15 protein-coding genes are annotated in these 13,027 nt (G+C 70.5%); 12 read left to right on the top strand and 3 right to left on the bottom strand.

Features of this window, described 5'->3' with window-relative positions:
* The first annotated feature begins 60 nt into the window (after positions 1–60).
* The 7 genes from rplS (at position 61) to dprA (ending at position 5,398) form a co-directional block, all read left to right on the top strand.
* Positions 61–408, top strand: coding sequence for a 50S ribosomal protein L19 (gene rplS, locus AB0269_RS05580; protein ID WP_175988256.1), 348 nt, complete (start codon positions 61–63; stop codon positions 406–408).
* A gap of 121 nt (positions 409–529) precedes the next feature.
* Positions 530–1,261 carry a signal peptidase I gene (gene lepB / locus AB0269_RS05575; protein ID WP_366210241.1) on the top strand — a complete coding sequence of 244 codons (732 nt, stop codon included), beginning with the start codon at positions 530–532 and terminating at the stop codon, positions 1,259–1,261.
* Positions 1,258–1,917 carry a ribonuclease HII gene (locus AB0269_RS05570; protein WP_366210240.1) on the top strand — a complete coding sequence of 220 codons (660 nt, stop codon included), beginning with the start codon at positions 1,258–1,260 and terminating at the stop codon, positions 1,915–1,917. The genes lepB and AB0269_RS05570 overlap by 4 nt, the downstream gene beginning before the upstream one ends.
* Positions 1,918–1,936: 19 nt before the next feature.
* The gene (locus tag AB0269_RS05565; protein WP_175988262.1) at positions 1,937–2,263 is read left to right on the top strand and encodes a DUF2469 family protein; all 327 of its coding nucleotides are present in this window, start codon (positions 1,937–1,939) and stop codon (positions 2,261–2,263) included.
* Between the two features lie 92 nt (positions 2,264–2,355).
* Positions 2,356–2,718, top strand: a complete 363-nt coding sequence (locus tag AB0269_RS05560; protein ID WP_366210239.1) for a YraN family protein — start codon at positions 2,356–2,358, stop codon at positions 2,716–2,718.
* On the top strand, positions 2,715–4,244 hold the full coding sequence (locus tag AB0269_RS05555; RefSeq protein ID WP_366210238.1) for a YifB family Mg chelatase-like AAA ATPase: 1,530 nt from the start codon (positions 2,715–2,717) through the stop codon (positions 4,242–4,244). The genes AB0269_RS05560 and AB0269_RS05555 overlap by 4 nt, the downstream gene beginning before the upstream one ends.
* Positions 4,241–5,398 (top strand): DNA-processing protein DprA, encoded by a 1,158-nt coding sequence (dprA, locus tag AB0269_RS05550; protein ID WP_366210237.1) that lies wholly within the window; start codon positions 4,241–4,243, stop codon positions 5,396–5,398. Before AB0269_RS05555 ends, dprA begins: the two co-directional genes overlap by 4 nt.
* A gap of 14 nt (positions 5,399–5,412) precedes the next feature.
* On the opposite strand, the gene AB0269_RS05545 is transcribed toward dprA, so the two are convergent.
* Positions 5,413–6,069, bottom strand: coding sequence for a response regulator transcription factor (locus AB0269_RS05545; protein WP_366210236.1), 657 nt, complete (start codon positions 6,067–6,069; stop codon positions 5,413–5,415).
* 2 nt (positions 6,070–6,071) lie between these two features.
* Complete coding sequence (locus AB0269_RS05540; RefSeq protein ID WP_366210235.1) at positions 6,072–7,604, bottom strand: HAMP domain-containing sensor histidine kinase; 1,533 nt, start codon at positions 7,602–7,604, stop codon at positions 6,072–6,074.
* Between the two features lie 91 nt (positions 7,605–7,695).
* On the opposite strand from AB0269_RS05540, the gene AB0269_RS05535 reads away from it, so the two are divergent.
* The 3 genes from AB0269_RS05535 to AB0269_RS05525 all read left to right on the top strand — a co-directional run bounded on the left by AB0269_RS05535 (position 7,696) and on the right by AB0269_RS05525 (position 10,363).
* Complete coding sequence (locus AB0269_RS05535) at positions 7,696–8,799, top strand: phosphotransferase (RefSeq protein WP_366210234.1); 1,104 nt, start codon at positions 7,696–7,698, stop codon at positions 8,797–8,799.
* A gap of 100 nt (positions 8,800–8,899) precedes the next feature.
* The gene (locus tag AB0269_RS05530; RefSeq protein ID WP_366210233.1) at positions 8,900–9,331 is read left to right on the top strand and encodes a hypothetical protein; all 432 of its coding nucleotides are present in this window, start codon (positions 8,900–8,902) and stop codon (positions 9,329–9,331) included.
* Between the two features lie 129 nt (positions 9,332–9,460).
* Entirely contained in the window at positions 9,461–10,363 is a 903-nt protein-coding gene (locus AB0269_RS05525; protein ID WP_366210232.1) for a tyrosine-type recombinase/integrase, read from the top strand.
* 3 nt (positions 10,364–10,366) lie between these two features.
* Here AB0269_RS05525 and AB0269_RS05520 read toward each other — a convergent pair whose 3' ends face one another.
* Positions 10,367–10,939: a M23 family metallopeptidase gene (locus AB0269_RS05520; protein WP_366210231.1), complete on the bottom strand. Its 573-nt coding sequence runs from the start codon at positions 10,937–10,939 to the stop codon at positions 10,367–10,369.
* Between the two features lie 315 nt (positions 10,940–11,254).
* Here AB0269_RS05520 and rpsB point away from each other — a divergent pair, with 315 nt between their 5' ends.
* Both rpsB and tsf read left to right on the top strand, forming a co-directional pair.
* A complete protein-coding gene (gene rpsB / locus AB0269_RS05515; protein ID WP_366210230.1) occupies positions 11,255–12,136 on the top strand; it encodes a 30S ribosomal protein S2 in 882 nt (293 codons plus the stop codon).
* Positions 12,137–12,176: 40 nt separating this feature from the next.
* Positions 12,177–13,004, top strand: coding sequence for a translation elongation factor Ts (gene tsf / locus AB0269_RS05510; protein WP_366210229.1), 828 nt, complete (start codon positions 12,177–12,179; stop codon positions 13,002–13,004).
* The last annotated feature ends 23 nt before the right edge of the window (positions 13,005–13,027 follow it).

Below are 13,027 nucleotides of genomic sequence, written 5' to 3'. Positions count from 1 at the left end.
TTCACGTATTCCTTCCATCCATTGCATCCCGACCTGTGGCGAGTGCAGAGAGAGACGATCATGCAGATCCTGGACGCCGTCGACGCGGCTTCGCTCCGTTCCGACATTCCCGAGTTCCGTCCCGGCGACACCGTCAAGGTGCACGTCAACATCACCGAGGGCAGCCGCTCTCGTATCCAGGTCTTCCAGGGCGTCGTCATCGGCCGCCAGGGCGACGGCGTGCGCGAGACCTTCACGGTCCGCAAGATCAGCTTCCAGGTGGGCGTCGAGCGCACCTTCCCGGTGCACTCCCCGGTGATCGACCACATCGAGGTCGTCACCCGCGGTGACGTGCGCCGCGCGAAGCTCTACTACCTCCGCAACCTGCGCGGCAAGAAGGCCAAGATCAAGGAGAAGCGCGACAACTGATCGCGTCTTCCACACGAAGCACCCCGGGACACAGCGTCCCGGGGTGCTTCGTTTCATCCGGAGTGTGCGAACCTTGAAGCTGCCGTCGCCGTGCGGTGATGAGACCCACTGAAGGAATGCGATGACCACTGAATCCGCCGCGGACGCCCCGAACAAGCCGAGGCGCGGGTTCTGGATCTTCCTGCGCGATGTGCTCGTGATCATCGTCATCGCCGCGCTCGTCTCGTTCCTCGTCAAGAGCTTCGTCGTCCGCTCGTTCTACATCCCGTCCGCGTCGATGGAGAAGACCCTTCTCGTCAACGACCGCATCCTCGTCGATGAGCTGACGCCGCGGTGGACCGGCTACGAACGGGGCGATGTCGTCGTGTTCGCGGACCCCGGCGGGTGGCTCCCGGTGCAGCCGCAGGCTCCGCGGGGACCGGTCGTCCTGGAATGGGTCGACGGCCTGCTCACGCTCATCGGGCTCTCCTCGTCCGACAGCGAGGACCACCTCGTCAAGCGGCTGATCGGCCTGCCCGGAGACCACGTCGTGTGCTGCAACTCGCTCGGCCAGATCACGATCAACGACGCGCCGATCGACGAGCTGTCGTACCTGAATCTTCCCGACGGCGACACGGCGGCGTCGAACGAGCCGTTCGACGTCACCGTTCCCGAGAACTCGATCTGGGTGCTCGGCGACAACCGCGACCGCTCGCAGGACGCCCGCGCGCACCAGGACCTGCCCAGCGGCGGCTTCGTGCCGCTCGACAACGTGGTGGGCAAGGCGTTCCTGACCACGTGGCCGCTCGCCAGGATCGGCACGATCGACGGTCAACACGACGTCTTCAACGGCGTGCCGGACCCCGAAGAATGACCGTCGTCGCGCCCCGCCTCACCCTGGAGCGCAAGCTCCTGGCCGAGTACGACCTGATCATCTCGCTCGACGAGGTCGGACGAGGAGCCCTCGCGGGCCCGGTCGCGGTCGGAGCCGCGGTCATGGATGCCGCGGGCTCCCGTCGCCGCGTGCCGGAGGGCCTGCGCGATTCGAAGCTCGTGACCGAGAGGCGCCGCCCGGAGGTCGCCGCCCGCGCGGCGGCATGGGTGCAGGCGTCCTCGGTCGGCTGGGCGAGCGCCGCGGAGATCGACGAGGTCGGCATCATGCGCGCGCTCGGTCTCGCGGCGTCCAGGGCGATCGACGCGGTGGTGGCGCAGGGCGCCGCGCTGGGCGGGGCGCTGGTGATCCTCGACGGCAACCACGACTACGTCTCGCGCGTCCATCACACGCCGCTGCAGGTGCGCTCGGTCATCAAGGGCGACCGCGACTGCGCATCCGTGTCGGCGGCATCCGTCATCGCCAAGGTCTCCAGAGACGCCCACATGGGCGACCTGCATGTCGAGCACCCGGCATACCAGTGGGATCGCAACAAGGGGTATGCGAGTTCCGAGCATCGCGCGGCCATCCGCGAAGGAGGGCTGTCGCCGTTCCACCGCTCGTCGTGGGCGATCGCGGACGCCCCGACCCTCTTCTGACTCATAGGATGGACTCATCATGGATGAAGAGGCATTCGACGACTACGACCGCGAACTCGAACTCGCGCTGTTCCGCGAGTACCGCGACGTCGTGGGTCAGTTCCAGTACGTCGTCGAGACCGAGCGGCGGTTCTACCTCGCCAACGAGGTCAACGTCGTCCGCCGCGACACCGAGCACGACTTCTACTTCGAGATCTCGATGGCGGATGTCTGGGTGTGGGACATCTATCGCGCCGATCGGTTCGTGAAGGCCGTCCGCGTGCTGACTTTCAAGGACGTCAACGTCGAGGAGCTGCAGCGCCGCGAATTCGAACTCCCCGAGGAGCTCTCGCTCGACGGCAACTGACTAGAGCGCACAATTGCTCCGGTCTGGGCAGGTGTGCACGAGTCGCGCGAATCGGGACCCATGGCACGGCCTGCTGACTGCAGGCTGTCGGCATGGCAGCGAAAGACGACTTCGGACGAGCCGGTGAGGACCGTGCCGCCCTTCATCTGAGCACGCACGGCTATCGCGTGCTCGACCGCAACTGGCGGTGCTCCCAGGGCGAGATCGACATCGTGGCGGAGACCGCCGGCACGATCTGCGTCGTCGAGGTCAAGACCCGGCGCAGCATCGCGTTCGGCCACCCCTTCGAGGCCGTCGACGACCGCAAGCGCGAGCGGCTGTGGCGGCTCGGGTACGCCTGGTGTCGGACGCACCCCGAACTGGCCGGGAACCGGATGCTGCGGCTCGAGGTCATCGGCATCGTCGGCCCAGACCCGGTGGACGCGGTGCTCGAGCATCTGGTGGATCTCCGATGAAGACGGCGCGCACGTGGGCCGTAGCGCTCACCGGCGTCGACGGGCACCTCGTCGAGATCGAGGCGGACGTGTCGAATCAGACGCCGGGGTTCAAGATCGTCGGGCTGCCCGACAAGGCGCTGGGCGAGGCGGCGCAGCGCGTGCACAACGCGGTCACGAACGCGCAGCTCGAGCTCACCCGTCGCCGGCTCACGGTGAACCTCTCACCCGCCAGTCTGCCCAAGCACGGCAGCGGATTCGACCTCGGCATCGCGGTCTCAGCGGTGGCGACGGGCGGGGTGCTGGATGCCGCATCCATCGCGCGGACCGTGCACATCGGCGAGCTCGGCCTCGACGGGCGGGTCAGGCCCGTCCCGGGCGTCCTGCCGGCCGTGTTCGCGGCGTCGAGGGCGGGCTTCGACCGAGTGATCGTGCCGCACGCCAATGAGGCGGAGGCGCGCCTGGTGCCGGGAATGCAGGTGCAGGCAGCCACCACACTCGCCGAGGTCGCGATGTGGCACGGCGCCGATCTCGCCGTTGCCGAGGTCGAACCTGTCGGAGCCGAGATCTCACCGGCGCCGGTGGCGGAGCCGCTCGACCTGGCGGACGTCGTCGGACAGGAGGAGGCGGTCGAGGCGCTGATCGCCGCCGCGGCCGGTGGGCATCACCTGCTGATGAGCGGCCCGCCCGGCGCGGGGAAGACGATGCTCGCGCGCCGACTGCCCGGCATCCTGCCGCCGCTCACGCAGGAGGAGGCCCTCGAGGTCGCCGCCGTCCGCTCTCTGTCCGGGGCGGTCGTGAACGCGCTCGACGACCTGCCGCCGCTGGAGTCTCCGCACCATTCCGCATCGGTCGCGGCGCTCGTGGGCGGAGGGTCGCGCGCCGTTCGGCCCGGCGCGATCGTCCGAGCCCACCGCGGCGTGCTGTTCCTCGACGAGGCGGCCGAGTTCTCGCGCGTGGCCCTGGATGCGCTGCGGCAGCCCCTCGAGTCCGGGGCGATCGAGATCGATCGCGCCGGATTCCGCGCCCGGTTCCCCGCGCGCTTCCAGCTCGTGCTGGCGACCAACCCGTGCCCGTGCGGCAACTACGGCGTGCGCGGCGCGGAGTGCATCTGTCCGCCCGTGGCGATCCGCCGGTACGGGGCGCGCCTGTCCGGGCCGCTCCGCGACCGCATCGACATCGATCTCCAAGTCGCCCGCGTCGCGGCATCCAGGGCGACCTCCGTGGATCGGGCGGGCACCACCAGCGCCCAGGCCGCTGCGCAGGTGGCCGCGGCACGCGGCCGGGCGGCCGAGCGATGGGCGGGGACGCCGTGGCGCCTGAACGCCGAGGTCGCCGGCGCATGGCTGCGCCAGGGCGACCGGAGGCTCGCTCCTGCTGTCCGGGCGCCGCTGGATCGTGCGCTCGAGCGCGGGCAGCTCACCCTGCGCGGCTACGACAGAGTGCTGCGTCTCGCCTGGACCATGGCGGATCTCGCCGGCGCGGACGCCCCGGGCGGCGATGAGCTCGGGCGGGCGCTGTTCCTGAAGAGAGGACTGATCGCATGATCGATGCGCTGATGAACGACCGCGAGATCCGACGGGCCGCGGCGAGCGCGCGGCCGGGCGACGAGCCCGCTGAGACGCTGGCGCGGGCCGCCTGGAGCGTGATCGCCGAACCGGGAGACGGTGTCGCAGGAGCCCTGATCGCGCAACTGGGTGCGTCCGAGGCGCTGCGGTTCGGGCTGTCCGACGAGAGCTTCGGACTGGCGGAGAAGGCCGTGCAGGACGGGAGGCGCCGGTGGATGCCGCGGGCGCATCCGCGCGCCGTCCGCGACGCCCTGCGGGGAGCTGCGGAGGTCGGCGCGCACGTTCTGCTGCCGGGGGATGCGGACTGGCCGTCCGCCGTCGACGATCTCGGCGACCATGCCCCGACCATGCTGTGGGTCCGCGGCGAGGCGTCGCATCTGGCTGCCACGAGTCGGGTCGCGATCGTCGGTGCCCGTGCGGCGACGGCGTACGGGGATTCCGTCGCGGCGGAGCTCGCGGGCGATCTCGCGGCGGGCGGCACGGTGGTGGTCTCCGGCGGAGCCTACGGGATCGACGGATCCGCGCACCGGGCATCGCTGGGCGCCGGGGGAGCGACCGTGGCGTTCCTCGCCGGTGGCGTCGATCGCGCATACCCGGCAGGTCACCAGCAGCTCTTCGAACGCATCCGCTCGTCCGGGGCGGTCGTCAGCGAGCTGCCGTGCGGTGCCGCTCCGACGAAGTTCCGTTTCCTGAGCCGGAACCGGCTCATCGCCGCCCTCGGCGCGGCGACAGTCGTCGTCGAGGCCGGGTGGCGCAGCGGCTCGCTCAACACCGCCGGGCACGCCTCATCGCTCGGCCGACCTCTCGGCGCCGTTCCCGGGCCCGTGACGAGCGCGGCGTCGGCCGGCTGCCACCGGCTCATGCGGGAGTACGATGCGGTGTGCGTCACCACTGCGGCCGAGGTCCGTGAACTGCTCGGGAACGACGCCGCGCCGGCTGCCGAGACCTACCGGACCGACCCGGAGCAGATCCGGCTGCTCGACGCGTTGAGCGCCCGTACGGCGCATCCGCCGTTCGAACTCGCGCGTCTGTCCGGCCTGTCCGTCGAACGCACCCGCGCGCTGCTCGGGACGCTGAGCCTCGAAGGAACCGTGGAGCAGGTCGAGAACGGGTGGCGACGTGCGCGCACCTGATCAGCGGCGGGCGGTCAGGTCAGACGGTATCCGACCCCGCGGACGGTCTCGATCCGCTCGGCGCCGATCTTCTGCCGCAGATACCCGATGTACACGTCGGCGACCTTCGAGCCGGGGTCGAAGTCGTAGCCCCACACTCGGCTCAGGAGCTGCTCGCGGCTCAGGACCTGCCCGGCATGCCGAATGAGCTCTTCCGCGAGCGCGAACTCACGTGCCGAGAGCTCCACGGCGTGATCGCCGACTCTGGCCCTGCGCGTGCGGATGTCGAGGTGCAGCTCCCCGTGCGACAGATCGCCCGTCGCCACCTGCTCCTCCCGGCGCATCCGGATCCGGATGCGGGCGAGCAGCTCGTCGAAGCGGAACGGCTTACCGAGGTAGTCGTCCGCGCCGCCCTCGAGACCGGCGATCGTGTCATGCAGCTCGACCCTGGCCGTCAGCATGATCACCGGGAGCCTCGACCCCGAGCCGCGCAACCGCTCGAGCACCTCGAAGCCGTCGAACCCGGGAAGGTTCACGTCGAGCACGAGCAGGTCGAACTTGTCCGTCTGCGCGAGCTCCAGCGCGTCGGGCCCGGTCGCGGCGACCCGTGTCGCGAACCCCGCTGCGCGCAGTCCCTTCTCGATGAACCCCGAGATGCGCGGCTCGTCGTCGGCGATCAGAATGGATGCCACGGTCATCGTCTTCCGGCACTCGAGGTCTCGTTGTCATGGGGGAGCGGCGGGCGAGGCGGGATCACCACGTCACCTGCCGGGTCCTGCGGCGGCTGCACCGCCGGGGGCGCGGGCACGCTGAGGATGAAGAGCGCTCCACCCCCGGGGGCGTCCTCGACGCGGACGGCCCCGTGATGCGCCCTGGTGATCACCTGCACGATGTGCAGACCCAGCCCGCTGCCGCTGCGGACCTGCGCCTCCGTGCCGCGCTGGAACCGCTCGAACACCTGCGACTTCGCCTCATCAGCCACCCCGGGTCCGTGATCGCGCACCCACAGCTCCACCGTGTCGGCGACGGCCGCATTGCCCATCTCGATCCTCCCGCCGCCGTGCGTCACGGCGTTCTGGGCGAGTTGGAGCATCGCCTGCGTGATCCGTGCCGGATCCAGCATCGCCGTGCGTCCGGCGACGGGTCCGAGCGTCACGTCCGCACCGTCGATGCCCTGCGCCTTCCGCACGATCTGGGTCAGCAGCTCGGCGGCGTCGACGGGCTGGAGTTGCACCGGGCTCGGACCGTGCAGCGCGGCGGCCGAGGCGAGATCCTGCACCAGGCGTCCCATCCGCTCGAGCTCGTCGACGGCGAGGTCGCGGGTCTGCGTGGCGTCCTCCGCATCGGCGGGGTCCATCACCTCGAGATGCCCGCGCACGATCGTGATCGGCGTCTTCAGTTCATGGCCGACGTCGCTGAGCAGCTGCCGTTGCGATTCGAGCGCAGCGTCGATCCGATCGAGCATGTCGTTCATGGTCTCGGAGAGTTCCGCGACGTCGTCGTTCCCGTCGACGGGGAGCCGTTCGTCGAGGGACTGCGCCGAGATCCGCTCGGCGGTCTGACGCATCTGGCGCAGCGGCCGGAGCAGGCGGGTCGCGACGATCGATCCCGTCGCCGCGATGACGATGAGGGTGATCGCCGAGGCCCACAGGAACATGACCGCCGAGTCGTTGATCTCGGCGAGCTCGGCCTCGAGGTCGTAGACGAGCACGAACACGACCTCGGCGGGATCGGGGGAGCCCTCCACAATGATGGGGGCCGCGAGATAGCGCCATGTCGAGCCGTCCTCGGCGTATGTGCCGATAAGCGGCTGCTCGCCGGAGAGAAGGCGATCGACATGGGCGGCGAACTCCGCGGCATCCTGCAGATCGAGGTCGAGCTGGATGCCGGGCACCGTGGTGATGACCCCCGCGGTCATGCCCATGGCACCGGTGTTGTCGTCCGGACTCATGCGCTGCACGACGGCGGCGAGTGCGGCCGACGACGAGGACCACGCGGCACCCTCGTCCCCTTCGCCGACGATGAAGCGGGCCGAGTCGAGGTTGTCGTGCAGGCGGGCGTCGACCTGTTCGAGGATCACCTGCCGCTCGACGAAGTACACCGACAGACCCACGGCGAGCAGCCCGACCGCCGCGACGAGCGTGATGGCGGCGACGATCCGGGTGCGCACCGAGATCGCCGGCCACCGCCGGCGGCGGCGCGCGCTGACGGCATCCGGTTCGCTCACAGCACCCAGTATCCCGATCCGGGCGCGCCGACGTCGTCTCCCTAAGAGAGATCTCATCCGCCCGGCGCCCGCGACGTGCTTCGATCGAAGGATGGGAAAGCCGGACTCAGACGTGTCGATGCTCGCATCCGCGCTCGCGGTCCCCGCCGACACGATCGGGTTCCACTCCCGCGAGCCGCTCGGCGCGGGCTCGGTGACCGGACTCCAGGTTGCTGACGAGCCGGCGCCGTACTACGTCGACACCTCCGGGCTCGAGGTCCCCGCCGAGACGGGGCTGCGCTCGAGCGAGGACGCGGGAGCAGTGCGCATCTGGCAGCACCCCGCCGACCCGCACCTTCCCGCGCTCGCACCCGTCGCGTTCGACTCGGCCGCGCAGACCCTGCTGGCTCGGCTGGGGATCCACACGGACGCGCGGCCCGAGATCGTCGCCTACCGGCCCGGGCGGCGGGCGGTCCTGCGTATCGGCTCGGGTGCGGCGCGGGTCTGGCTGAAGGTGGTCAGACCATCGCGCGTGGACCGGATCGTCCGCGCGCACGCCGCTGCGGAGAGGGGCGGGTTGCCCGTGCCGCCTCTGCACGCGTGGTCGGGCGACGGATTGATCGTCATGGCGCAGGCGTCCGGCACCCCCGCGCAGGACGTGGAGTGGGACCCCGCCGATCTCATCGACCGGGTCGAGCACCTGCGCGCGCTTCTCGCGCAAGTGGAGTGGACGCACGCGGCCCCCGGGATCGCGGCGCGTCTGGACTGGTACGCCGAACGCGCGGATGACGGGACCCGGGCGCTCCTGACTGCCGCACGAGGCCTGATCGAGTCCGAGCAGGCGGCGGCGCCGGCAGTGGTCCACGGAGATCTGCACTTCGGGCAGCTGTTTCTCGGCGCGGGCCTCATCAGCGGCATGATCGACATCGACACGCTCGCGGTCGGCGACCCGGCGGAGGATCCCGCCGCCTTCCTCTCGCACGCGACCGCGAGCGCCCTCCTCACGCACGGTCCGGCGCAGTCGCGGGCATGGGAGCTCGCCGATCTCGCCGCGGAACGCTGGGGCACCGCGCGCGTGCGCGGCCTCGTCGTGGTCCATCTCGCCGGACACATCATCTCCGCTGCCGAACGCGGCGACCAGGCGTACGCGAGGGGCTTGACCGCCGTGGCCTCCGCGATCGTGAACGGTGGCCGTCCGTCGGCTCCACACGGCTAAGAACGCTCTCATGGACGGTTTCGAATGCCCTTAGCGGCGACGCGGACGATGGATACATCCTCACCGAAGCCGCAACGCCGGCGCACAGACAGGAGATGACATGAACAGCAAGAAGTGGATCGTCTACGGCATCACCGGACTCGCAGGTCTCGGCGTCGTCGCCGGCGGCGCTGCCGCCGCAGCGGGAACGATGGACCTCAGGACCACCGACGGCACCGTCGTTCCCGGAGGGGCGATCACCAACAGCGGCGGCGTCCTCACCGGCAAGGCGATCCAGATGCGCGAGACGAACTCGTCGGTGACGGTCGTGAGCACCCCCTCGGCAGCCACGGTCCAGTCCGCGGCGACGCCGCAGTCGGCCCCCACGCCGCAGAGCGCGCCGACTCCGCAGAGCGCCCCCAGCCCGCAGAGCGTCGCCAGCGCGCCGTCCGCCCCGGCACCGGCTCCCGCGCCCGCCCCGAGCCCTGCTTCCGCCCCGAGCCCCGCGTCGGCTCCGAGCGCCGCGTCCGTCGCCAGCGCGGCATCCGACTGAACAAAGCCCCCTACGGGTCGCCTCCCCAGCGATCCAGCCCCAGGCGCAGCCGCCCCGGTCCCACGCCGGGGCGGCTGCGTGTCGGCGGGGCATCTGCGCCGGGCCTGCGGGACGCGGCAAGCTGTATCCATGGATCTTCCGTCCGCCGCAGACGCGTTCACGACGCACCTCGAGCAGGTGCGTCGCCTGTCCGCTGCGACCGTGCGCGCGTACCGGTCCGATCTGCGCGATCTGGCTGACGCCGTCGGCGCCGTGCCGCTGCGAGAGGTCGACCTCGAAGCGCTGCGGGACTGGCTCTGGCGCGCCACGCAGCGCGGCGACGCGCGCTCGACGCTCGCGCGTCGTGCTGCGGCGGCACGGTCGTTCTTCGCCTGGGCGAAGGACGAGGAGCTCATCGTCGTGGATCCGGCGCTGCGCCTGATCGCCCCCAAGCGCGGTCGGACGCTGCCGGCGGTCGCCTCGAAGGAGGGCCTGCGCCACATGCTCGACGAACGCGCCCGCAGCGCGGCGGGCGGCGATCCCGTCGCTCTGCGCGATCACGCGATGCTCGAGCTGCTCTACGGCTCGGGGATGCGGGTGTCCGAGCTGTGCGGGCTCGATGTGGACGATCTCGACCTCGACCGAGGCACGGCACGCGTGTGGGGCAAGGGCTCAAAAGAGCGCGTCGTCCCGTTCGGCACGCCCGCGGCCGCCGCGATCGGCGCGTACCTCACGCGGGGCCGTACGGTGCTGATCGCACGGGCCGCGACGACGTCTCCCGCCGTCTTCCTCGGCGCCCGCGGCGCGCGCATCGGGCCGCGCGCCGTGTACGCACTCGTCGCGTCCGCCCTCGGCCCGATCATCGGCTCGGATGCCGTCGGTCCGCACGCGCTGCGCCACTCCGCCGCCACTCATCTGCTCGACGGCGGTGCCGATCTGCGCGCGGTGCAGGAGATCCTCGGGCATGCGAGCCTGGGGACGACCCAGATCTACACGCACGTCTCGTCCGAACGCCTCGCTGCGACCTATCGGCTGGCGCACCCGCGCGCCTGAGGCTCACCGCGGAGGCGACGCGCAGCAGGGGAGCAGGACCGCACGCGGAACCCCGCCGAACAGCAGCATCGGATTGATGTACACGCCGTTCAGGCGCACGCCGACGTGCAGCGTCCCGGCCGGCGCATGCCCGCCGACGGCGACCGTGCCGATCTCGTCTCCGGCGCGGACGACGGCGCCCGGAGCGAGGTCGGACGCGAGCGGCTCGAACGTGCTCACGTGGCCGTCGCCGTGATCGATCGTCAGCAGCGGGCGATCCACGACGACTCCGCGGAACGCGACGACGCCGTCCGCGGGCGCCGTGATCGGGGCGCCTTGACCGGCTCCGATGTCGATGCCGCGATGCCCTGGACCGTAGTCGTGAGCGGGGGCGCGGAACGGTTCGACCACCTCACGCTTTCCCGCCGTCGGCCACGACCACGCCGGATCGGACGGCGGTGCGGGGTCGGACGGCGATGCGGGGTCGGCCGCGGCCGCGGACGGCGGCAGCGTCAGAACCGTGGCGACGAGCGCCGCGATGAGGGCGGTCCGCCCTGCTCCGCGCGAGCGGCGTCTGTGGGGATTCGCTGTCGACATCCGTCCATGATCCGACGTCGGCGCACGCCCCGCCGGAGGGGCGGGCGCGAACCGTGCAGAACACGCGGGAATCGGCGCCTGTGCAGCGCCGGTGGGAAGGCTCCGATCCTGTACACTTGAGGTCGCACCTCGATTCCGGGGTGACTACGCGTGCCCAAAGCGATCATCGTCCTCACGGACACCGGTTGCGGCATCCACTCCCTCAGGTCCCGCTCTCCAGAGCGGGTGGGCGTGAGCCGGGCACCAGGATCACCGGTCGCCTGACCGGCGAGAACAACCTCAAGGACGCGCAAGCGTCAGAACCAGGAGAAGACCATGGCTGTGGTCACCATTCGCCAGCTGCTCGACAGCGGCGTTCACTTCGGACACCAGACCCGCCGGTGGAACCCGAAGGTCAAGCGCTTCATCCTCACCGAGCGCAGCGGCATCCACATCATCGACCTGCAGCAGTCGCTCGGCTACATCGACGCCGCCTACGACTTCGTCAAGGAGACGGTCGCCCGCGGCGGCACGATCCTCTTCGTCGGCACCAAGAAGCAGGCGCAGGAGATCCTCGCCGAGCAGGCGACCCGTGTCGGCCAGCCCTACGTCAACCAGCGCTGGCTGGGTGGCCTCCTCACGAACTTCCAGACGATCGCCAAGCGCCTGGCCCGCATGAAGGAGCTCGAGGAGCTCGACTACGAGAACCCCGCTGCTTCCGGCTTCACGAAGAAGGAGCTCCTGCTCAAGAAGCGCGAGCTCGACAAGCTGCACAAGTCGCTCGGTGGCATCCGCAACCTCACCAAGACGCCGTCCGCCCTGTGGGTCGTCGACGCCAAGCGCGAGCACCTCGCGATCGACGAGGCCAAGAAGCTCGGCATCCCGGTGATCGGCATCCTCGACACCAACGCCGACCCGGACGACTTCCAGTACCCGATCCCCGGCAACGACGACGCGATCCGCTCCGTCTCGCTGCTGACCCGCATCATCGCCGACGCCGCGGCCGACGGCCTGCAGCAGAAGCACAACCCCGAGTCGGGCGACGCCGAGCCGCTGGCCGAGTGGGAGAAGGAGCTTCTCGAGGCTCCCGCCGAGGGCGCCGCTGCCGAGGAAGCCGCCGTTGAGCCGGCCGCCGAGGAGCCGGCCGCCGAGGAGGCGCCCGCCGCTGAGGCCGCACCGGAGACCGAGGCTCCGGCCGAGGCCGCTGACGCCAAGTAATCCGCGTACACACACCTAACGAGGCAAGGAGCCACCACACATGGCCAACTTCACCATCGCCGACATCAAGGCGCTGCGTGAGCAGCTCGGCACCGGAATGGTCGACACGAAGAAGGCGCTCGAGGAGGCCGACGGCGACGTCGAGAAGGCCACCGAGATCCTGCGTCTGAAGGGCGCGAAGGGCAACGCCAAGCGCGCTGACCGTTCCACCAGCGAGGGCCTGGTCGTCTCGCGCGAGCAGGACGGCAGCGTCACGCTCATCGAGCTGGCCTGCGAGACGGACTTCGTCGCGAAGAACGAGCGCTTCATCGCCCTCGCCGACAAGGTCGCCGACGCCATCGCCGCCGTCAAGGCGGACTCAGTCGAGGACGCGCTTGCGGCTTCCGCTGGTGCTCAGACCGTCGGCGAGCTGATCTCGGACGAGGCGGCGATCATCGGCGAGAAGATCGAGCTGCGCCAGGTTCGCACCGTCACCGGTGACGCTCTCGAGGTGTACATGCACCGCACGAGCAAGGACCTGCCCCCGCAGATCGGCGTCGTCGTGGCCTACACGGGTGACGACGCGGCGACCGCGCGCAGCATCGCGCAGCACGTCTCGTTCGCCAACCCGTCGTACCTGAGCCGCGAGGACGTTCCGGCCGAGGCCGTCGAGAAGGAGCGCGAGATCGTCACCGAGATCTCCCGCAACGAGGGCAAGCCCGAGGCGGCCCTGCCGAAGATCGTCGAGGGCCGCGTGTCCGCGTTCATCAAGCAGGTCGCCCTGCTCGAGCAGGACTACGCGAAGGACAACAAGCTCTCCGTCGCCCAGGTGGCGAAGGACGCCGGGATCACCGTGACGGACTTCGCGCGCTTCAAGGTCGGCGCTTAGCAGTTCTCAAGGGGTTCGGATCC

The organism is Microbacterium sp. NPDC077644 (assembly GCF_040702785.1).
In the GTDB taxonomy this organism is placed as follows: Bacteria; Actinomycetota; Actinomycetes; order Actinomycetales; family Microbacteriaceae; genus Microbacterium.
This window is presented reverse-complemented; position numbering and strand designations above follow the sequence as displayed.